This is a genomic window from Nocardia abscessus, assembly GCF_015477775.1.
Classification (GTDB): Bacteria; Actinomycetota; Actinomycetes; order Mycobacteriales; family Mycobacteriaceae; genus Nocardia; species Nocardia abscessus_A.
In genome coordinates this window covers 157,852-177,074 of the sequence record NZ_JADLQO010000014.1, presented here as the reverse complement: position 1 = coordinate 177,074, position 19,223 = coordinate 157,852, and the positions used below count along the sequence as shown (strand labels likewise).

At 70.7% G+C, this 19,223-nt stretch carries 19 protein-coding genes and 1 pseudogene; 14 read left to right on the top strand and 6 right to left on the bottom strand.

Annotated features, from left to right (window positions below; all coding sequences use genetic code 11):
- The first annotated feature begins 89 nt into the window (after positions 1–89).
- The 5 genes from IU450_RS29555 (at position 90) to IU450_RS29535 (ending at position 4,008) form a co-directional block, all read left to right on the top strand.
- Positions 90–1,442 carry a flavin monoamine oxidase family protein gene (locus IU450_RS29555; RefSeq protein WP_195153010.1) on the top strand — a complete coding sequence of 451 codons (1,353 nt, stop codon included), beginning with the start codon at positions 90–92 and terminating at the stop codon, positions 1,440–1,442.
- A gap of 58 nt (positions 1,443–1,500) precedes the next feature.
- Positions 1,501–1,950, top strand: coding sequence for a universal stress protein (locus IU450_RS29550; RefSeq protein WP_195153009.1), 450 nt, complete (start codon positions 1,501–1,503; stop codon positions 1,948–1,950).
- 58 nt (positions 1,951–2,008) lie between these two features.
- Positions 2,009–2,494, top strand: a complete 486-nt coding sequence (locus IU450_RS29545) for a CrcB family protein (RefSeq protein ID WP_324197871.1) — start codon at positions 2,009–2,011, stop codon at positions 2,492–2,494.
- Positions 2,491–2,859 carry a fluoride efflux transporter CrcB gene (gene crcB, locus IU450_RS29540; RefSeq protein WP_195153008.1) on the top strand — a complete coding sequence of 123 codons (369 nt, stop codon included), beginning with the start codon at positions 2,491–2,493 and terminating at the stop codon, positions 2,857–2,859. Before IU450_RS29545 ends, crcB begins: the two co-directional genes overlap by 4 nt.
- A gap of 141 nt (positions 2,860–3,000) precedes the next feature.
- The gene (locus IU450_RS29535; RefSeq protein WP_324197870.1) at positions 3,001–4,008 is read left to right on the top strand and encodes a cation diffusion facilitator family transporter; all 1,008 of its coding nucleotides are present in this window, start codon (positions 3,001–3,003) and stop codon (positions 4,006–4,008) included.
- A 1-nt stretch (position 4,009) separates the two neighbouring features.
- On the opposite strand, the gene IU450_RS29530 is transcribed toward IU450_RS29535, so the two are convergent.
- On the bottom strand, positions 4,010–4,819 hold the full coding sequence (locus IU450_RS29530; protein ID WP_195153006.1) for a class I SAM-dependent methyltransferase: 810 nt from the start codon (positions 4,817–4,819) through the stop codon (positions 4,010–4,012).
- Positions 4,820–4,907: 88 nt separating this feature from the next.
- The gene (locus IU450_RS29525; RefSeq protein ID WP_195153005.1) at positions 4,908–6,326 is read right to left on the bottom strand and encodes an amidase; all 1,419 of its coding nucleotides are present in this window, start codon (positions 6,324–6,326) and stop codon (positions 4,908–4,910) included.
- A gap of 241 nt (positions 6,327–6,567) precedes the next feature.
- Between IU450_RS29525 and IU450_RS41055 the strand changes: the two are divergent.
- From IU450_RS41055 to IU450_RS29510, 3 genes and pseudogenes are all read left to right on the top strand, one after another.
- Positions 6,568–7,680: pseudogene (locus IU450_RS41055) on the top strand (FUSC family protein); the annotation flags it as partial.
- Positions 7,681–8,079: 399 nt separating this feature from the next.
- Positions 8,080–8,532, top strand: a complete 453-nt coding sequence (locus IU450_RS41050; protein ID WP_195153084.1) for an SRPBCC family protein — start codon at positions 8,080–8,082, stop codon at positions 8,530–8,532.
- 37 nt (positions 8,533–8,569) lie between these two features.
- Positions 8,570–9,223 (top strand): SDR family oxidoreductase, encoded by a 654-nt coding sequence (locus IU450_RS29510; RefSeq protein WP_195153004.1) that lies wholly within the window; start codon positions 8,570–8,572, stop codon positions 9,221–9,223.
- Positions 9,224–9,236: 13 nt separating this feature from the next.
- Here IU450_RS29510 and IU450_RS29505 read toward each other — a convergent pair whose 3' ends face one another.
- Positions 9,237–10,490: a cytochrome P450 gene (locus IU450_RS29505; RefSeq protein WP_195153003.1), complete on the bottom strand. Its 1,254-nt coding sequence runs from the start codon at positions 10,488–10,490 to the stop codon at positions 9,237–9,239.
- 104 nt (positions 10,491–10,594) lie between these two features.
- On the opposite strand from IU450_RS29505, the gene IU450_RS29500 reads away from it, so the two are divergent.
- Both IU450_RS29500 and IU450_RS29495 read left to right on the top strand, forming a co-directional pair.
- Positions 10,595–11,065, top strand: coding sequence for a winged helix-turn-helix transcriptional regulator (locus IU450_RS29500; RefSeq protein WP_195153002.1), 471 nt, complete (start codon positions 10,595–10,597; stop codon positions 11,063–11,065).
- A 48-nt stretch (positions 11,066–11,113) separates the two neighbouring features.
- Positions 11,114–12,190 (top strand): DNA glycosylase AlkZ-like family protein, encoded by a 1,077-nt coding sequence (locus IU450_RS29495; protein ID WP_195153001.1) that lies wholly within the window; start codon positions 11,114–11,116, stop codon positions 12,188–12,190.
- A gap of 230 nt (positions 12,191–12,420) precedes the next feature.
- On the opposite strand, the gene IU450_RS29490 is transcribed toward IU450_RS29495, so the two are convergent.
- Positions 12,421–13,644 carry a L,D-transpeptidase gene (locus tag IU450_RS29490; RefSeq protein ID WP_195153000.1) on the bottom strand — a complete coding sequence of 408 codons (1,224 nt, stop codon included), beginning with the start codon at positions 13,642–13,644 and terminating at the stop codon, positions 12,421–12,423.
- A gap of 268 nt (positions 13,645–13,912) precedes the next feature.
- Here IU450_RS29490 and IU450_RS29485 point away from each other — a divergent pair, with 268 nt between their 5' ends.
- The 3 genes from IU450_RS29485 to IU450_RS29475 are packed head-to-tail and all read left to right on the top strand — an operon-like array spanning position 13,913 to position 16,475.
- Positions 13,913–14,209, top strand: a complete 297-nt coding sequence (locus tag IU450_RS29485) for a DUF6285 domain-containing protein (protein WP_195152999.1) — start codon at positions 13,913–13,915, stop codon at positions 14,207–14,209.
- On the top strand, positions 14,206–15,204 hold the full coding sequence (locus IU450_RS29480) for a phosphotransferase family protein (RefSeq protein WP_195152998.1): 999 nt from the start codon (positions 14,206–14,208) through the stop codon (positions 15,202–15,204). Before IU450_RS29485 ends, IU450_RS29480 begins: the two co-directional genes overlap by 4 nt.
- 8 nt (positions 15,205–15,212) lie before the next feature.
- The gene (locus IU450_RS29475) at positions 15,213–16,475 is read left to right on the top strand and encodes an acyl-CoA dehydrogenase family protein (RefSeq protein WP_195152997.1); all 1,263 of its coding nucleotides are present in this window, start codon (positions 15,213–15,215) and stop codon (positions 16,473–16,475) included.
- 6 nt (positions 16,476–16,481) lie between these two features.
- On the opposite strand, the gene IU450_RS29470 is transcribed toward IU450_RS29475, so the two are convergent.
- Positions 16,482–17,159, bottom strand: coding sequence for a class I SAM-dependent methyltransferase (locus IU450_RS29470; protein WP_195152996.1), 678 nt, complete (start codon positions 17,157–17,159; stop codon positions 16,482–16,484).
- 126 nt (positions 17,160–17,285) lie between these two features.
- Here IU450_RS29470 and IU450_RS29465 point away from each other — a divergent pair, with 126 nt between their 5' ends.
- Entirely contained in the window at positions 17,286–17,450 is a 165-nt protein-coding gene (locus tag IU450_RS29465) for a hypothetical protein (protein WP_195152995.1), read from the top strand.
- Between the two features lie 45 nt (positions 17,451–17,495).
- On the opposite strand, the gene glpD is transcribed toward IU450_RS29465, so the two are convergent.
- Complete coding sequence (gene glpD, locus IU450_RS29460; RefSeq protein ID WP_195152994.1) at positions 17,496–19,175, bottom strand: glycerol-3-phosphate dehydrogenase; 1,680 nt, start codon at positions 19,173–19,175, stop codon at positions 17,496–17,498.
- Positions 19,176–19,223 lie beyond the last annotated feature (48 nt).

The following is a 19,223-nucleotide window of genomic DNA, read 5'->3' as shown; positions in this document are numbered from 1 at the left end:
GTGCCGGGTCGATGCGCGCGCCGGTTGCGGATCTGCGATGTGTGATCAACAGTGGTTGTCGAGTTACGGTGCGGCGACGGGAGGCCACCATGGACCGTGCGGACGTCGTTGTCGTCGGTGCGGGATATGCCGGGCTGTGCGCGGCGCGCGCCTTGCGGGCGTCCGGTCGGGATGTCGTCGTGCTGGAGGCGAGCGATCGCGTCGGCGGTCGCACCCTGGCCGCGCGCGTCGGCGACGGATGGGCAGTCGACCTCGGCGGACAGTGGATCTCGGGTGCGCACACGCGATTCGCCGCGCTGGCCGAGGAGTACGGCGCGGCGATGTACGCACCGCCGGAGGGGATCGACCTGCTGGTCGAGGGAGTGGTCCGGCGCCGGTTCACCGGAGCCCGGCCGCCACTGCCCGCGCTGGTCCTGGTGGTACTCGCCCAGGCCATGTGGCGGCTGGAACGCATGGCCGCCCGGATCGACCTCGCGCGCCCGTGGACCACGCCGGGCGCGGATCGGCTGGACGCGATGACCGCGGCGACCTGGCTGCGCCGGAATCTGCCGGAGCGGCGCGCGCGGAACCTGGCCGAGGTGATGATCGGCGAGGAGTTGTGCGTGGACGTCGGCAGCATCTCGATGCTCGGTCTGCTGACCACGATCCGCTCGGCGGGCGGTGTCGAGGCCGGGATCACCGCCGAGACGGTGACCCGCCTTTTCGTGGACGGCGCCGACGGGCCCGCGCTGGCCATCGCCGCGGAACTCGGGGACGCGGTGCGTCTCGGCGCACCGGTCACGAGTATCCGTCAGCGGGCGGACGGCGTCCTGGTGAGCGCGGCTTCCGGTGACGTGCTCGCCGAGCGCGTGATCGTGGCGGTGCCGCCCGTCCTCGCCGGACGCATCGCCTACGATCCGCCGCTGCCCGCCGCGCGCGACCAATTGACCCAGCGCATGCCGATGGGTTCGGTCCTGAAAGCCTTCGCGGTCTACGAGCGGCCCTTCTGGCGCGACGACCGGCTCACCGGCCAGGCGCTGAACCTGCACGATCCGGTACCGGTGACCTTCGACGCCACCCGCCCCGGCGGCCCCGGCGTGCTCGGCGCGCTGGTGCCCGGCCGGGCGGCGCAGCGGCTGGCCGCGCTTCCCGCGAGCGAGCGACGCGCCATGATCGTCGGCTCGCTCGTGCGCGCCTTCGGTCACGCCGCCCGCGAGCCGCTGGAGTGGCACGAAAAGGTCTGGGCCGACGACCCGTACACCCGTGGCGGCTACGGCGCCTTCTTCCCGCCGGGCGTGTTGACCACTCTCGGCTCGGCCTTGCGCCATCCGGTCGGCGCGATCCACTGGGCGGGAAGCGAAACCGCCACGGAGTGGTCGGGCTACATCGAAGGAGCGATCCGATCGGGCGAGCGCGCGGCCGCCGAGGTGCTCGCAGCGGACCGATCCGCGGCCACCGCATGATTGCCAACAGATTGCCATAGCGCTGGCTCCGGCCGAGCCGAGGGATCACAATGGAAAGGTGTTCCAGCGGATCGTGGTGGGCTACGACGACTCACCCGGCGCCAGGGCCGCCTTGACGATGGCGCTCGACTTGGCGACGGTGCATCACTCCGTGCTCACGGTGGTGGCGGTCGAAGAGTATCTGCCGCACTACGGCCCGGTGGTCGGCGAGATCGAGGACGAACGGTCGATCGGCGAGCAGACCTGCCGCCGGTGGCTCGGCGCCGCCGCCGAATCCGCGCAACAGCGCGGCATCGCGGTGCAGGCTGAGGTTCGCGCGGGCCAAGCGGCGAAGGAGTTGGCCACGGCCGCGGCCGAGCATCAGGCCGACCTGCTGGTTCTCGGCCGCAGCGGGCACTCGGGCATCTGGGGCCGGTTCATGGGCAGCACCGCGGAGAAGGCCGCGCGGCACGCGGGCTGTTCGGTGCTGGTCGCGCACGACGGCGACGGACCGCCCGAAGGCCGGTGAGCGCGCCACGTCGTGACGGCGGTGGCGCGGCGCCGGGCCGTTCGTGTTAGAGATGTGCGTGGCCGGTGAACCGACCGAGGAGCCGATGCACGCCGCCGAGCACGCCGAAACGCCCGCGCGGTGGCGGGAATTCTGGCGCTCCCAAGGTGTGGTCCTGGTGGTCGTCGCCGTGGGTGGCGCGCTCGGCGCGCTGGCCCGCTACGGTCTTGCCCAAGGGTTGCCCGGTCGAGCCGGACACATCCCGTGGGCCACGTTCGTCACCAATGTCTCGGGCTGCTTCGCGATCGGCGTACTCATGGTGGCGGTGACCGAGATATGGACGGCGCATCGGTTGCTGCGCCCGTTCCTCGGCGTGGGCGTGCTGGGCGGATTCACCACCTTCTCCACGTATGTCAACGAGATCCGCGAGCTCATGCGTCCGGAGACGATCGTCGCCGCGGCCTGCTACCTGGCGGGCACGCTGATCTGCGCTCTGCTCGCGACGCTCGCGGCGATGTGGCTCACCAGGGCGGGCTACGAGCGCGCGCGAAGGAGGGCGAAATGACCGTGCTGCTGGTCCTTTCGGGCGGCGCGATCGGCGCGCCGCTGCGATATCTGATCGACCGGGCGGTGCAGAATCGCCGCGACAGCCTGTTCCCCTGGGGCACGTTCCTGGTCAACCTGATCGGCTGCCTGATCCTCGGCGCGCTCAGCGGAGCGGGGGCCGCGCTGGCCGCGCCGCTGTTCGCGCTGCTCGGCACCGGATTCTGCGGAGCCCTGACCACCTACAGCACCTTCGGTTACGAGACGGTGCGATTGGCCGAGCGGGGCGCCTACCTCTTCGCGGCGATGAACGTGATCGCCAGTGTCTGTGCGGGACTGGTCGCCACCGTGTCCACCTATGCCGCGGTGCACGCCCTGTTCGGCTGACCAGGCCGTCTCGCTCAACCGATATGGGACGTGATCCAGTTCACTCGGCCGACCTACCGTGGGCCGGTCGGGGTCGGTTAAGCTCTGTCCTGACAGATGCAAATATGCGCATACATTGCGGTGATGGGAAGGGTTGGGTCGATGGGACACGAACATGGTCACGCGCACGGACACGGAGTGTCCGGTGAGGCCGACCGCAGGTGGCTGACCATCGCGCTGGCCCTCATCGTCGGATTCATGTCGGTCGAGGTCGTGATCGGCGTGCTGGCGAATTCGCTGGCCCTGCTGTCGGACGCGGCGCACATGCTCACCGACGCCGCGTCCATTGTGCTCGCGCTCATCGCGATCCGGCTGGCGGCACGGCCCGCGAACGGCAAGTACACCTACGGCTACAAGCGCGCCGAGATCCTCTCGGCGCAGGCCAACGGTGTCACGCTGCTCGTGCTGGCGGGCTGGCTCACCTATGAGGCCGTGCGCCGCCTGTTCGAGCCACCCGAGGTCACCGGCGGTCTCGTGTTGGTGACCGCGCTGGCCGGCATCGTGGTCAACATCGCGGCCACCTGGGCGATCAGCAAGGCCAACCGCTCCAGCCTCAACGTGGAGGGCGCCTTCCAGCACGTGCTCAACGACCTGTACGGGTTCATCGCCACCGCCGTTGCCGGACTCGTCGTACTGACCACCGGCTTCGCCAGGGCGGATGCGATCGCCACCCTGATCGTGGTCGCGCTGATGGTCAAGGCGGGGCTCGGCCTGGTCCGCGAATCCGGCCGGATCTTCCTGGAGGCGGCGCCCGCCGGGGTCGACCCGGACGCGCTGGGGCGCAGGCTCGTGGACATCGAGGGTGTCGACGAGGTGCACGACCTGCACGTCTGGCAGATCACCTCCGGCGACATCGCCCTTTCGGCACACGTACTGGTCCGCGCGGGCGCGGACTGCCACGGGTTGCGCCAGCGGATCGAGCACGTGCTCGATCACGACTACGGCATCACCCACACCACGCTGCAGGTCGACCACAGCCACGCCGTCGCCGCCGCGCCCGCCGCGGACGCGCAGCGCCTGCTGCCGGTGCTGGAGGACCACTGCGACGACGCGCACGGCCCGGTGCACCGCGACCGTCCGTCGTCCGCGGCGGGTATCGGCGCCTCCTGACCTACTGGGCGCCACGCGCGTGCACGATGCCGGGCGGGATGTCGCGCAGCACCGGAAGGCGCTCGAACATCGGAAGACTCACCGCGAGCGGACCGCGGGAAGGGCCGAAGGACGACATCGTCACCTCTGCCACCCGCGGGCTCCATTCGCGCAGCAGCCGCGCCGCCCGGCTGCGCTCGACTCCCCACGGCATCGGCGGCGCGGTGTAGTGGGGTGTCTTGTCGAAACCCCGCATGGTCTTGCGGGAGAACCACGGCGGGATGATGTCGAACATCAGCTCCACGCCGGGCAGCCGGTCGAAGATCGTGGTGCACAGGCGCCGTACCTCGTCGGGCTCGAAGTACATGAACAGGCCCTGCGCCGTGACGAACACTCCGCGTCCGGTGTCGATCTCGTCGAGCCAGGCCGGGTCGAGCGCGCTGATCGCCAGATGACGGCAGCGCTCGCTCGGCGGCAGGAGCCGCTCGCGCAGCGCGATGCCTTCGGGCACGTCCACGCACACCCATCGCACCTGCCCGTCGTCGCACCGCTGGAATTGGGTTTCCAACCCGGACGCGAGTTCGACGACGGTGCCGCCGGGATGCGCTGCCAGCCAGGGGCGCAGCGCCTGGTCGAAACGCAGCGACCGCATCGCATGCGTGCCGTCGGGTGCGCCGAAGGCCCGCGCGTAGTCGTAGTCGAGCGCGTCGAAGATCCGGACGCAGTCCGGGTCGCGCAGGATTCCGTCCGCCCGTTTCGCTTCCGACGCCCGGTTGTAGAGCGTCCACAGCATGGTCTCCGGGACTCCCGCCAATTCGACGCTCGCGCTCATGATTTCGTCCTCTCCGGCCCCCCCGGCCGTGTGCCCGCCGATCTCGAAACAAGCGAACTTAGCCTAACCTAATTCGGGCTGAAGCGGGTCAGCGACGCAGGCGCGGGAACGGCTGCTCGGACTCGATCAGGTAGGCCAGCTCCAGCAGAGTGCGCTCGTTGCCGCGCGTGGCGGCGAATTGGACTCCGATCGGGAGCCCGCCCTCGGTCAGTCCGCCCGGAACGGTGATCGCCGGCGTTCCGGTGATGTTGTTGATCGGGGTGAAGCAGACGTAGGCGCGCAGGCGGTCGATGAGCTCCTCGAACGGCACCGTCGGGCTGAGATGTCCGAGTTCCGGCGTGGTGTGGCCGAGCGTGGGCAGCAGCACCGCGTCGTAGGGGCCGAGCGCCTGCTCGTAGGTGGCCGCCGCCGCCCGTAGTCGATAGAGCGTGAGCGGGGCGCGCAGGGCCCGGCGCAGGAAGAGCGCACGCAGGCCGACGGTCAGATCGTCCACCCGGCGCGCGTCGAACCGGCGGTCGAGAAATCTTCCCGTCGTGCTGATCGCGGCCGCGAGCAGACCCCAGTAGTGCAGAAAGGCGCTTTCGATCGTCGCGTCGAACGGCAGCGGCACCGGCTCGACCGAATGGCCGCTGGATTCCAGTACGTGGGCAACCCGTTCGACGGCTGCCCGCGTCGGACCGGCGGCGAGCGGCCCCGCGAGGTTGTCGAGCACGAGCGCTATCCGCATCCGCCGGGTTGCCGGTCCCTCCACGACGCCGATCGGTTTCAGCGCGGGATTGCGCCAATAGCGTTCGGCCGCCTCGGCATATGCCGCCGTGTCGCGCACCGTTCTGGTCAGCACTCCTTCGCTGACGATGTCGACCGGCAGCGTGCGGGCCAGCCCGGAGACCACGTGCCGTCCCCGCGTCGGCTTGAGACCGACCAGCCCGGCGCAGGCCGCCGGAATCCGGATCGATCCGCCGCCGTCGTTGCCGTGCGCGATCGGGACAACGCCCGCCGCGACCAGCGCGGCCGCCCCGCCCGACGAGCCGCCCACCGAATAGCCCGTGTGCCACGGGTTGCGGGTGGGCGCGGCATGGGGCGGCTCGGTGCTGGCGTTGAAGCCGAACTCGGGCATGGCGCTCTTGCCGAGGACGGTGAGGCCGGTGCTGAGGAACTGCCGGGTGTAGCCGCTGTGCGCGCGGGCGGGTGTCGCGCGGAAGGCGGCCGTGCCCTGGTTGGTCGGCATGCCCGCCACGTCCGTGTTGTCCTTGACGAAACTGGGCACGCCGTAGAACGTGCCGGTCCGCTCGGCGGGCAGCAGTGGGTTCGCATAGCTCGGGTAGGCGACGGCCGCCAGCTTCTCGACCTGCTGGGCGCGCGCCACGGCGGCGGCGGCGAGTTCGCGTGGTGAAACCGCCCCGTCGCGCACCAGCTCGGCGAGGCCGACGGCGTCGTGATCACCGAGCGCGTCGTCGGCGAAGGCGTGGACGCGCGGGGGTAGCGGTATTTGAGCGTCGGCGGTCATCTCCCGAATCTAATGTGTGCACCAGGCAGTTCGTCCAGACCAGAGTCCAGACCAGAGAGGGCAGCAGGTGGCCGCGACATACCCGGATCCGGTGCCACCGAAGGGTCGGGTCGGCTCGCTGTTGTTCGCCCTGCCACCCGCGGGACGGCGGTGGAGTGTGGCGCTGCGCGCTGCCGTGGCGTTCGCCGCCCCCGCCGCGATCCTCACCGCTCTCGGCCGTCCGGAGACCGCGGTGTTCGTCATGTTCGGCGCGTTCGCCGTGCTCTACGGCGAGGGGCGACCGTTCCGGGTGCGCGGCTGGGTCGTCCTCGCGGCCGGTCTGGCCCTGCTGGCCGCCTGCGCGATCGGCGCGGTGGTCGGCGCCGCGCTGGACACCGGACTCGGTTCGGCCCTGCTCATGGTGATCGTGGTGTCCTCGATCGCGGTGGTGGCCGTCTTCGTCATCGACGCGCTGCGGCTGGGGCCGCCGGGTGCGCTGTTCTTCGCCCTGGTCTGCGCGGGCGCGATGAAAGCGGTCGAATCCGGGACCGCGGTGGCGACGCTGTTGTTCAGCGCGGCCTGCGGTGTCGCCGCGTCGATCGTCGTTTCGATGGCCGGGGTGATACGGGACCGCCGCAAACCCGAACGCACGGCGGTCGAGGCCGCGGTGCGCGCGGTGGACGCCTACGTGGCGGCGCGAGAAGCGGGGACGCCCGCCATCGAGCTGCGCCACCGGGCGGGCGCCGCGATGGCGGAGGCGTGGGCCGCGGTCTACGACGCCGGTCGGCCCTCGGATCCCGGGGAGGCCGAGCTGCTGACCACCCTGCAGGACGCACGGCGCAGGCTCGCCGGGCACGCTCCCGCCGACGACGACACCGAAGACCTGCTCGTCGACCCTTTGGTCTCGTTCGCCCGTCCTGGCGTCGGCTTCCGGCTGGGGCGTTCGCTGTCGTTGTCCTCGCACGCGGCGATCAGCTCGATGCGCGTAGCCGCGGGCTGCCTGGGCGCGGGTGCGCTGAGCGCGCTGCTCGGTCTGGAACGGCCGCACTGGGCGGTGCTCAGTGCACTGATCGTGTTGCAGACCGGGCCGGACCGGGTGCGCGGCCAGGTGCGTGCCATCCACCGGTTCGTCGGCACGATCGCGGGCCTCGGACTGTTCGCGCTCATCTTCCAGTTCGGGCCGACCGGGTACGCGCTGATCGTTCTGATCGCCGCGCTGCAGTTCTGCATCGAGCTGTTCGTGCCGCGTAACTACGCCCTGGCCGTCGTCTTCATCACGCCGGTCGCGCTGATCGCGGGTGGGGTCGCCACCACGGGCGGGCCGATCGGGCCCGTGATCCGGGACCGGCTGCTCGAGACCGTGCTCGGTGTCGCCGTCGCCGTGCTCGCGCTGCACGGCGTCGCGCCGCGCGGCCACCGGCGCACCTTCCACTGGATGGAACACCGGGTGCGTGCCGCCGCCCGCGACCTGCTCGACCGGCTGCGCCGCAAGCCGATGGACGGCCAAGCCTGGGTGCTGGTCCAGCACCTGCAATTCGAGCTGGTCGGCGTGGTCCGCAGCGGCATCGACTCGGCGACCGACGACCCCGAGTGGACCCGCGAGTACTGGCCGGAGCACACGGCCGTCGCGCACTACGGCCACGATTTGCTCGCCGCCTGCTGGGTGCTGCTCCCCGGCCAGTGGCTGGCGGACGTGGACGGCTGGACGGCCCGGCTCGCCGCGGCCCGGTCCGGCCCGGACGCGACGGCCGGACCGCCTGCTAGCGTTCGGCGCATGCACGACAGCGTGACGGTACGAATGGCTGCACCCGCCGACAAGATCTGGGCACTGGTCAGCGACATCGAGAACACCGGGCGGTTCAGCCCGGAGACGTTCGCGGCGGAGTGGCTGGGCGGCGCGACCGGTCCCGCGGTGGGCGTGAAGTTCCGCGGTCACGTCAACCGCAACGGGTGGGGGCTGAAATACGCGACGGTGTGCCGGATCATCGCCTGCGAGCCCGGTCGCGAGTTCGCGTTCACCGTGCTCGGCCCGCGCGGCATCCCGATCAACACGTGGCGCTATGTTTTCGAGCCGGTCGAGGGCGGCACCGACGTCACCGAGTCGTTCCAGCTGCACAGCAACCCCGTGCTGCGGCTGTACTGGTTGCTCGCCGGATGGGCGCGGAACAAGACCAATGTCGAGGGGATGCGCGAGACGCTGAACCGGATCAAGGCCGTGGTCGAATGATCCCGGTCCCCAGCCGCCGGACTCGGGCGCGGCGACCGTGAGCGCTCCCGTGCTGCTCGTACTCGGCGCCGGTCCCGGCGTCGGGCTGTCGGTCGCCCGCCTGTTCGCCGCCGACGGCTTCGCCACGGTGCTGGCCTGCCGGCTCGCCACGGAGGCCGAACCGCTGGCGGAGCAACTGCGCGGGCAGGGATTCGAGGCCGACGGCGTCGGAGTGGATCTGAACGATCCCGCCGACGTGGCCGAGGTCGTCACCGGAGTGGGCGAGCGCCACGGCCGCATCGACGTGTTGCACTTCAACCCCAGCGTCTTCCGTCAGGCCGATCCGCTGCGGCTCACGGTTCCCGAATTGCTCGAGGACTTCACCGTCGGCGCTGCGGCGCTGCTGCCCGCGGTCCAAGCGGCGCGGCCCTTTCTGTTCGAGGGCGCCCGCGTGCTGGTCACCGGCAGTGCGGCCGCGGACAAGCCATGGCACCAGGCGGCCTCGCTCGGTGTGCAGAAGGCGGCGGTGCGCAACCTGGTGACCAGTGTGGACGCCACGCTCGCACCCGCGGGTATCCGGGCCGTCGCGGTGCAGATCAACGGAGTGCTGGGCGAGGGCGCCTTCACCAGGGACCGGGTAGCCGAGGCGCTGCACGCCGCGGCCACCCGACCGGCCGAGGGATGGACGCCGCACGTCGACTACGACGGCTGACCTGCCGGGCGGGCTACCTGGGCCGGATCGCCGCGAATTCGATGGGCAGGTGCGCGGGACCGCGCAGATTGACGTGTTCCCGATACGGCGGCGGGTCCACGGTCAGCGCCGGGGAATCGACCCGTTGCGCGAACCGGGTCAACGCCACTCGCGCCTCCAGGCGGGCCAGGGGAGCGCCGACGCAGAAGTGCGCCCCGAGGCCGAAGGCCAGGTGGCGGTTCTCGCGGGCGGGGTCGAATAGGCCGGGATCGCCGAACACCGAGGGGTCGCGGTGCGCGGCGGCGATCAACAGCACCACCAGATCGCCGCGCTGGATGTCCGTGCCGCCGATGGTCAGATCGTCGGCGGCGATACGCGGGATCAACTGCACCGGCGGATCGAAGCGCAGTGTCTCCTCGACGACGCCCGCCGCCCGGTCCGGATCCGCGCGCAGCGCGGCGAGTTCCTCCGGCCTGCGCAGCAGGGCGAGGGTCGCGTTGGCGATCAGGTTGACCGTGGTCTCGTGCCCGGCGACCAGCAGAAGCGCGCAGGTCGAGATCAGTTCCGCGTGCGTCAGCGCGTCGCCCGCGTCTTCGGCCGCGATGAGTTCGGACAGCAGATCCTCGCCCGGGGTGTGGCGGCGGCGCTCGATGAGATCTTCGAAATAGGCGTGCAGTTCGGTGCCCGCGCGCTGGATCTGCGCCGGGTCGGCGCGGAATTGCGATGCCGCGCGGGAAGTCGGGTCGAGTGTGCGCGACAGCAGCGCGGACCACGCGCTCAGCCGTGCTTCGTCCGCGAGCGGGACGCCGAGCAGTTCGCAGATGACAGTGACCGGCAGCGGGTAGGCGAAGTGGTCGACGGCGTCGAAGCTCCCCTCGCGGGCACGCTGGTCGAGCAAGTCGTCCACGATCTCGGTGACCCGCGGCTCCAGTCGCCGCACCACGCGGGGCGTGAACGCCTTGGCCACCAGGCGGCGCAGGCGAGTGTGATCGGGCGGATCGAGGAACAGGAACGAGGGCTTCGCCCGTGCCGCGCCGTCTTCGCTGGTCGCGTCGTAGATCGGCATCGAGCCGAGCTGCAATCGGGCCAGTGACCGGTCGACGCTCGCGCGCGGATCGCGCAGCATGGCGGCGCAGTCGGCGTAGCGAGTCAGGACGACCACCGGGGCGGTGCCGATCCGGAACGAACCGGAGTCGCGCATACGCGCGAAAAGGGGATAGGGATCCGGCCGCACGGCGGGGTCGAGCAGGCGCACGTAGTCGTCGGTCGGGTGGTTCGTGGTCGTCATCGACACTCCCAGTCGTCCGGCCCGGATGGGCATCGGTCCTGGTGGTATTATTCCGATACCAGCAGTAGGAAAGCAATACCGATTCGAGATGCGAAGATGTCGCCATGACACTGCGGCGCCCGGTCGACGATTCGGTCACCCGCGTCGTCGAACTGCTCGGCGACCGGTGGACCATCCTGCTCATCGCCGAGGCGTTCTTCGGGGTGCACCGGTTCAGCGATTTCGCCCGCAACATCGGCATCAGCAATCGCAACCTGCTCACCAGCCGCCTCCGCATGCTGATCGACGCGGGAATCTTCACCCGCACCGACCACGGCGGCGGGCGCGTCGACTATCACCTGACCGCCGCGGGCCGCGAGCTCTATCCGATCGTCACCGCGATGATGGTCTGGGGCGACAACCATCTCGTCGGGCCGGAGGGCAGGCCGATCGTCCTGGAACATCGCGGCTGCGGCCACGAGACCTCGCCGATGCTGGTCTGCGACCACTGCCGCGAACCGATCGACCCGCGCGACGTCGAACCCAAGGCGGGCCCCGGATTCCATCAACCGCCGGGCGCTGAACAGGTGGAGTGAGAAGTTCGCCGGTGACCGAGTGCTCGGCAGGGCAATAGGGTGGGGTCCATGGCGCAGGCGATCGCCGTCGACCGGGCGCGGTGGCTCGGATTCCGCTGGCATGGCCAGGGTCTGGGCGGTGCGGTCCGCGTGGAGGCACTCGATGATCTGTTGCTGCTCGGCGTGCAGGGCGGCCGCGGCGGCGGACCGGAGCAGTCGCTGATCCAGCGCACCGCCACGGTCGGTGCCACGCCTGTCGCCGACGCGGTTCGGCCGGAGGGCCCCTTGGTGAGCATCTGGTCGGTGCGCGGCGCACCGCACGCACATCCGCTGGCCCGATTGGACCTGGTGTGTGACGGTGTGGCCCCCGTGGCGACCGACGACGGCGGGACGGCGTATCTCGCGGCGGTCGACGAGGTCGCGGCCGCGTTGACCACGGTGGTTACCGCGCCGATGACCAAGGCCGAGGCGAGCGCCGCCGTCACCGCCCGCGTCGGCCCCGCACTGGTGACCTGGTGCGAGCGGTGCCGGGCCACGCACGTCCCCGACGGTCTGTTCCGGGCCGGCGGATGCCGGGCGCGGATCGTTCTCGAAGCGCGAGGGCGAGCGACCCGGTTGCACCCTGCCCCGGCCCATCCGGGTGAGCGGGCCGAGCATCCGCGAGTGTCGTTGCTGGAGGCATACTTCCGGGTGAACGGACCGACGGCGCGACCTCAGGTGCGCGACTGGCTCGGCAGCGATCCCACGGCCGCGTGGAATCGGATGGACGATCTGGTGGGTGTCCGAGTCGATGGACGCGGCTTCGAACTGCCCGGGGAACTGCTCGATGCCGTGCGAACCGCGCCGGAGGCCGAAGGGGTGGCGCTCGTCCCGCCCAACGACGGTTATCTCCGTCAGGTCGATCGTGAACTGCTCGCCCCTGATCGTGCGCGCCGCCATGCGGTGTGGCGCGCGCTGTCCGCGCCGGGGGCGGTGCTCTCGGCCGGTGAGGTGGTCGGCACCTGGCGCTACCGGCGCGTTGATCGGGAAGTCACCGTCACGTGTTTCGAGCGACCGACGGCGCGGGAGCGGGCGGGCGTCGAACACAGCGCCGCGCTGATCGCGCAGGCCACCGGAGCGCGGCCGCCCGTGGTGCGCTGGAGCTGACCCGCGCTCAATCCAGCGCGTTGAGCAAAGCCTCGGCCAGGTACAGCGGTAGGAGTAGGTAGTACAGCAGCATCGCCATCGAGCCGGCTCCGATCGTCAACGCGGGTCCCACGCCGTGCCGTCGCGGGTACGTCGCGCAGGGATTGGAGACCGGGTGGTCTCGCGAGAGCAGGAATGTAGTGCAGCGGGGGGACGTCGGCAAGACCGGACCGCGTGTCGGCGCGAGGCGGCTACCGCAGCGCGCTGCCCCGCACCCACTGGTCCCAGGGCAGTCCCCAGTCGCCGTTCTGCCAGACCTCCAGCGGGGCGCCGCCGGTGTTGCGGATCTCCACCACGTCGCCGGGGACGGAGAAATTGAAGAACCACTGGGCGTTCTCGCCGCTGAGGTTGAGGCATCCGTGCGAGACGTTGGTGTTGCCCTGCGCCCAGACGGTGGAGTCGAGTTGATGCAGGTAGATGCCGTCGGAGCTGATCCGGGTCGCCCAGCCGATGGTCTCCTTGTAGCCGAGGCGGGAATTGATCGGCAGGCCGTAGGTGGAGGAGTCCATGATCACCGGATTGGCCTTGTCCATCACCGTGTAGATCCCGGGCTGGGTCCAGAACGTGATCGTCTTGCCCGCGACGACCTCGCTGCCGCCCATGCCCATCGAGGTCGGCATGGTGCGGATCAGCCGCCCGTTGTCGAAGACCTGGATCTGCTTGGTCGCGTCGTCGGCGATGGAGACGTGCGAGGCGCCGATGGTGAACGTGGTCTCGGTGTCCTCCTGGCCGTAGAGCCCTCGGCCGAGTTCCTGACCGTAGATGTTCGCCGCCACGGTGACCTCGGTGCCCGGCGTGTAGTACTCCCTCGGACGCCAGCGCGCGTTGCGGTCGTCCAGCCAGTACCAGGAGCCCTGCACAGGCGGGTCGGTGGTGACCGACAGGTGCTTCTCGGCGGTGGCGCGGTCGGGAATGTCCTCGTCGAAGTGCGCCACCACCACGGTGCCGACGCCGAATGTGCCGCCGTCGGACAGCGGCGTGCCGCCGGTGGTGGTCAGCGACACCTTCGTCTGGTTGTTCGGCGTCAGCGTGGAGAACGTGGCGGTCGCCGGGCCGGTCTTGCCGGTGACGGTCAGCCCTTCCGCGGTGACGGTGTAGGTGCGGCCGTAGCCGAGCGGTTCGGTGGGCTTCCAGGCCGTCCGGTCCGGCGTCAGGACCCCGTCGATCACCTTGCCCTGTTCGTTCGTCATGGTGACCGAGGTCAGCTGGCCCTCCGTGGCGCTCACCTGCACCGGTGCCAGCGGATCGACCTCGCGCGCGCCGGAGGCGGGCGTGATGGCGATCGGCACGGGCGCCGAACCGGTGGCTCCCGGTGCGCCATCCGGCGGGGAGGAGGACGAGCAGGCCGCCACGATCACCGCCATGACCAGGGCGAACCCTGCTATGGCCGCGGATCGGACGCGACTGGTCGCCATACATTCTCCTGTGTTTCGCCCAGCGCAACGAATGGCGCGTCCGCGCCTCATGTCCCCCCTCGCAGTCTACCGGCCGAGCCCTTGACCCGAACCTGTCCGACGAAGCGCAGTGGCCGCCGGCGAGATTCGTCTACGTGGCGTGGGACGGCGGCGACCCACGGCAGCGGGGCTGGTGCGACTGCGCGGCCAGGGGTGACGGCCGAAACTACCGATCGGGGCGGCAGCGGTGCGTGCCATGCTGAGGGCCGGAGTCGACCGAGGGGAACGAATGCAGAATCGCCCATCGGCAGCGGAGTTGCTGGAATCGCTCGCCGAACTGCTCGAGCAGACGCTGCTGCCCGCCCTGCCCGCGGATCTGCAGCACAAGGCGCGGGTCGGGGCCAATCTCGCCAGGATCGTGCGCAGGGAGATCGAATCGGGCCCCGCCGCGGCGGAGCGGGAGCACGCGCTGCTCGCCGCGGTGGCCGAGGGGGACGACGAACAACTCTGGGAAGCGTTGGTTTCCGTGGTGCGGGCCGATCTCGCGATCGCGAAACCCGGGTACGACGCCTGGGCGGGCGAGTGAGCGCCGACCTGGCCCGCGGTTTGACCGAGTTCCTCACGGCGGGGAGCGGCCGGCCGGTGACGGTGTCGAACGTCGAATTCCTCTCGGCGGGCGCTCGCCGCCGAAACGTCGCCTTCGACGCCGATGCCGGAAGCGGGACACGACGCTTGGTCGCGACCATCGTGCCGAGCGCGATCGAGCTGGTCCCGGTGGACGTGGAGGCCGCGGTCCGGGAACTGGCGCGCACCCACGGTGTGCCGGTGCCGCCCGTGGTCGCGATCTGCACCGACAGCGCCTATGCGGGCGGGCCGTTCGTGATCTCCGAGCGGGTGGACGGAGAGACCGTGCCGCGCCGAGTGCTACGGCTGACCGAGGCGGCGGACCTCGGCGAACGAGTCGCCGCGCAACTGGGCGAGGCCATGGGGCGCCTGCATGCCATCGACCCGGCGAGCGCGCCCGCTCGGCTGCCCGCGGCGGCCGCCGATCCCGAGCGTCAGCTGAGCGAGGCCGCCGAGCAGGTGCGCGCGCTCTTGGCGGACCGGCCGGTGTTCGCCCTTGCCCTGCGCTGGCTGGAACGCCACTGCCCACCGCCGCCGTCGCGCACGGCGCTGCTGCACACCGACATGCGCAACGGCAACATCGTCGTCGGTCCCGACGGCCTGCGCGCGGTACTCGACTGGGAAGGCGCGCAGCGTCACGGCGATCCGATGCGCGACGTGGCCTGGCCCGCGCTGCGCATGTGGCGCTTCCGCGCGGACGAGCGGGAGTTCGGCGGACTCGCAGGCCGCGCGGCGTTCGTGCGCGGGTACTCCCGCGGCGGCGGCGACTTCGACGAGGACCGGTTCCGCTGGTGGAAGGTGATGTGCACGCTGGCCTGGGGCGTCGGACTCGCCGGGCAGGCCGCGGCGCACATCGACGGCAGCGTGCGCGACATCGTGATGGCGGCCAGCGGGCGCCGGGTGTCGGAAATCGAATGGGACCTGCTGATGCAGATCCGACCCACTGCGAAAGGGTAGATACCGCGATGGATTTCGAGTTACCCGCGGAACTGGTCGATTACCTGGCCGAACTCGACGCGTTCATCGAGCGGGAGATCGAGCCGCTCGAGCAGGCCGACGACAACATCCGGTTCCTCGACCACCGCCGCGAGGACGCCCGCACCGACTGGGAGCGCGACGGCCTGCCGAACGCGGAATGGGAGGAGTTGCTGGCCGAGGTCCGCAGGCGGGCCGACGCCGCCGGGCACCTGCGTTACGCGTTCCCGGCGCGATACGGCGGCCGGGACGGCACCAACCTGGGCATGGCCGTGATCCGCGAGCACCTGGCCCGGCGCGGTCTCGGCTTGCACTGCGACCTGCAGAACGAGCACGCCATCGTGGCCAACAACGTCGGCCTGCTGCTCATGCTCGAATACGGCACGCCCGCTCAGCAGGCGCAGTGGGTGGACGGGCTGGCCTCGGGGACGAAGTTCTTCGCCTTCGGCATCACCGAGCCCGAGCACGGCTCCGACGCGACCCACATGGAGACCTCGGCGGTCCGCGACGGCGACGGTTGGATGATCACCGGACAGAAGACCTGGAACACCGGCGTGCACATCGCCGACGCCGACCTGATCTTCGCGCGCACCTCGGGCGGCCCGGGCGACGCGGCGGGCATCACGGCGTTCCTCGTGCCCATCGACGCGCCGGGCTTCGTCGTCGAGGAGTACCTCTGGACCTTCAACATGCCCACCGATCACGCCCGCGTCGCGCTCAACGGCGTCCGGGTGCCGGACACCGCCGTCTTCGGCGGCGAAGGACGCGGCTTGGCGGTGGTCCAGCACTTCTTCAACGAGAACCGGATCCGCCAGGCCGCGTCCAGCCTGGGTGCGGCGCAGTACTGCATCGACGAGTCGGTGGCCTACGCCAAACAGCGCAAACCTTTCGGCAAGCCGCTGGCCGCCAATCAGGCGATCCAGTTCCCCCTGGTGGAACTGCACACCCAGTGCGCGATGCTGCGCGCCCTCATCCACAAAACCGCGTGGTCGATGGATGCCTACGGCACGTTCGCCGTCTCCGAGCAGGTCTCGATGTGCAACTACTGGGCCAACCGGTTGTGCTGCGAGGCCGCCGACCGCGCCATGCAGGTCCACGGCGGCCTCGGCTACTCCAGGCACAAGCCGTTCGAGCACATCTACCGCCACCACCGGCGCTACCGGATCACCGAGGGCGCGGAGGAGATCCAGATGCGTCGCGTCGCGGGCTACCTGTTCGGCTTCATGGGAAGCAAAGCGCCCAAAGGGGTGTGAGGCGGTTCAAAGGCGGCGGATGCGAGCCAGCCACGCGGCGGCGTCGACCCGGCCCGATGCGGAGACGTCCAGGTCTTGCGTGTCCTCCTGCGCCACCAGGTCCGTGATGCGCCCCCGGTAACGGGCCGGCCGCAATTCCTCCAGCGCCCAGCCGTCCCGGAAGGAGTCCCGGATCAGGGTGTCGCTGATCCGCGGACCGAACCCGGGCTCGACGTCGGAGAGCGCGAGCACATGGACCGTGCCGCCGGGCTTGCAGACCGCGTGCAGGCTGCGGACGTACGCGGCGCGCGCCTCGTCTTCGGTCCCGAACACATGGAACAGCGCGCTGTCGACGATCGTGTCGAACGCGGGCGCGGAACCGGGCGGGTCACCGGCGAAATCCGGCCGGTCACCGAGCGCTAGCGCGTCGGCGACCTCGAACGCCGCGTTCGGTACACCCTGCTCGGCCGCGTTGGCGCGTGCGTACGCCACCGCACTCGGCGACATATCGATGCCGCGTACGTCGTATCCCAGTCTGGTCAGCAGGATCGTGTGCTCACCGGCGCCGCAGCCCGGGTCGAGCACGCGGCCGGTGATACCGCCCGCCCGCTCGAGCGCGACGATGGCCGGTTGCGGCTCGCCGATCACCCAGGGCGCGGTGTCGTTGTCATAGACGGTGTTCCAGAAATCAGCTGGACGAGTCATGCACTCATGCTCCATCCTCAACCCCGCTCGAGGTCAACCCCCGCACCTGCCGCCGCGTGTTCGGGCGCGAAGAGTGTGAACAGGCGTGCTCTGCGTCAGGGTGGCGTCGCTGGGTACGCGCGGGTTATGAGCACACCGAATATCGATCCGACGACGGCGGAGTCGATGCAGCAGGACGCGGATTTCGCCGACGAGCACACCAAGCCGACCCACGCCGACGAGCACCCGGCCGGTGCGGAACTCGAGACCGACGAGTCGACGCCGCGCGGGCACAGCGGTATGGATCGGTGAGTCCGGCGTGGCACGGTTTCGCGCGGGAACCGTGCCACGCCGTACTCAGACGACGGCGACCAGCCGGGCCGCGTTGGCGGACTCGTCGTCGGCCGCCTGATTGGCGGCCAGTTCGGCGTGCACCCGGTCGCGGTAGCGGGTGATCTCACGCTCGGTGGCGGCGGCGTCCCAGCCGAGGTGAGCGCCGATCAGCCAGGCCACCTCGGGGGCGGCGGCCAGCCCTCGGTCGGCCGCTTCGATGGAGACGCGGGTACGGCGGGTGAGCACGTCGTCCAGGTGCAAGGCGCCCTCGTGGGTCACCGCGTACACCGCCTCGGCGCCGAGGTAGCCCGGTGCGCCGGTGAGCGGCTTGCCCAGTTCGGGTTCGCGGGCGATCAGGTCGAACAGGTCGGTGATCGCCGAGCCGTAACGGCCGAGCAGACGCTGCACCGTCGCCCTCGGCAGGCCCGCGCGCTGCGCGAGGCTGTCCAGGTCGGCCGCCAGTTCCTGGTATCCCACCGCCCCGAGGATCGGCAGGTGTTCGGTCACCGAGGGGGCCACCGCCCGGCCGAGCCCGGCCACCGCCGCGTCCACGACGTCGGCGGCCATCACGCGGTAGGTCGTGTACTTGCCCCCGGCGATCACGAACAGCCCCGGAGCCGGTTCGGCCACCGCGTGCTCTCGCGAGAGCGTCGCGGTGTCGGCCGACGCGCCCGACAGCAGCGGGCGTAGTCCGGCATAGGTGCCGACGATGTCGTCCCGGGTGAGCGGCTCGCGCACCACCCGGTTGACGTGGTCGAGCAGGTACTGCACGTCGGCGTCGCTGGCGGCCGGGTGATCCTTGTCCAGCGACCAGTCGGTGTCGGTGGTGCCGATGATCCAGTGCCCGTGCCACGGGATGACGAACAGCACGCTCTTCTCGGTGCGCATGATCAGGCCGGTGTCCAGGTTCAGCCGGTGGCGCGGCACCAGGATGTGCACGCCCTTGGACATCCGGACGTGGAACGGGAACTCGACGCCGGTCATCCGGTTCATCTCGTCGGTCCACACGCCGGTCGCGCTGATCACCCGGCGCGCGCGCACGGCGTGCACGCGGCCGGTCTCCAGGTCGGTGACCTCCGCTCCGACGACGCGTTCGCCGTCGCGCAGCAGAGCCGTCACCTTGGTGCGGGTGAGCACGGTCGCGCCGTGCTGTGCCGCGGTGCGCGCGATCATCATCGTGTGCCTGGCGTCGTCGACCTGCGCGTCGAAGTACCGGATGGCGCCGGTCAGCGCGTCCTCACGCAGCGCGGGGGCCAGCTCCAGCGCGCGCGTGCGGGACAAGTGCCGGTGCATCGGCAGCGCGCGGGCGCCGCCGAGGGTGTCGTACAGCGCGACGCCCGCGCCGATGTAGGCGCGCTCCCACACCCGATGCCGCAGCGGCAGCAGGAACGACACCGGGCGCACCAGGTGCGGGGCGAGCCGGTGCAGCAGCAGGCCGCGTTCCTTCAGCGCCTCCCGCACCAGCCAGAAGTCGAGCTGCTCCAGGTAGCGCAGTCCACCGTGGATGAGCTTGCTGGAGCGGCTCGAGGTGCCCGCGGCGAAGTCCCTGGCCTCCACCAGGGTCACGGTCAGGCCGCGGGCGGCGGCGTCGAGAGCGGCTCCCGCGCCGACCACGCCGCCGCCGATGACGAGCACATCGATCTCGGTGTCGCCGAGTGAGTTCACCGCGCGGGCGCGGTACTGGAGGTCCAATCGTGCGGACACAGCGGTATCTCTCCTTGTTTCGGTGTTATTCGGGGAGGACGGCGTCGC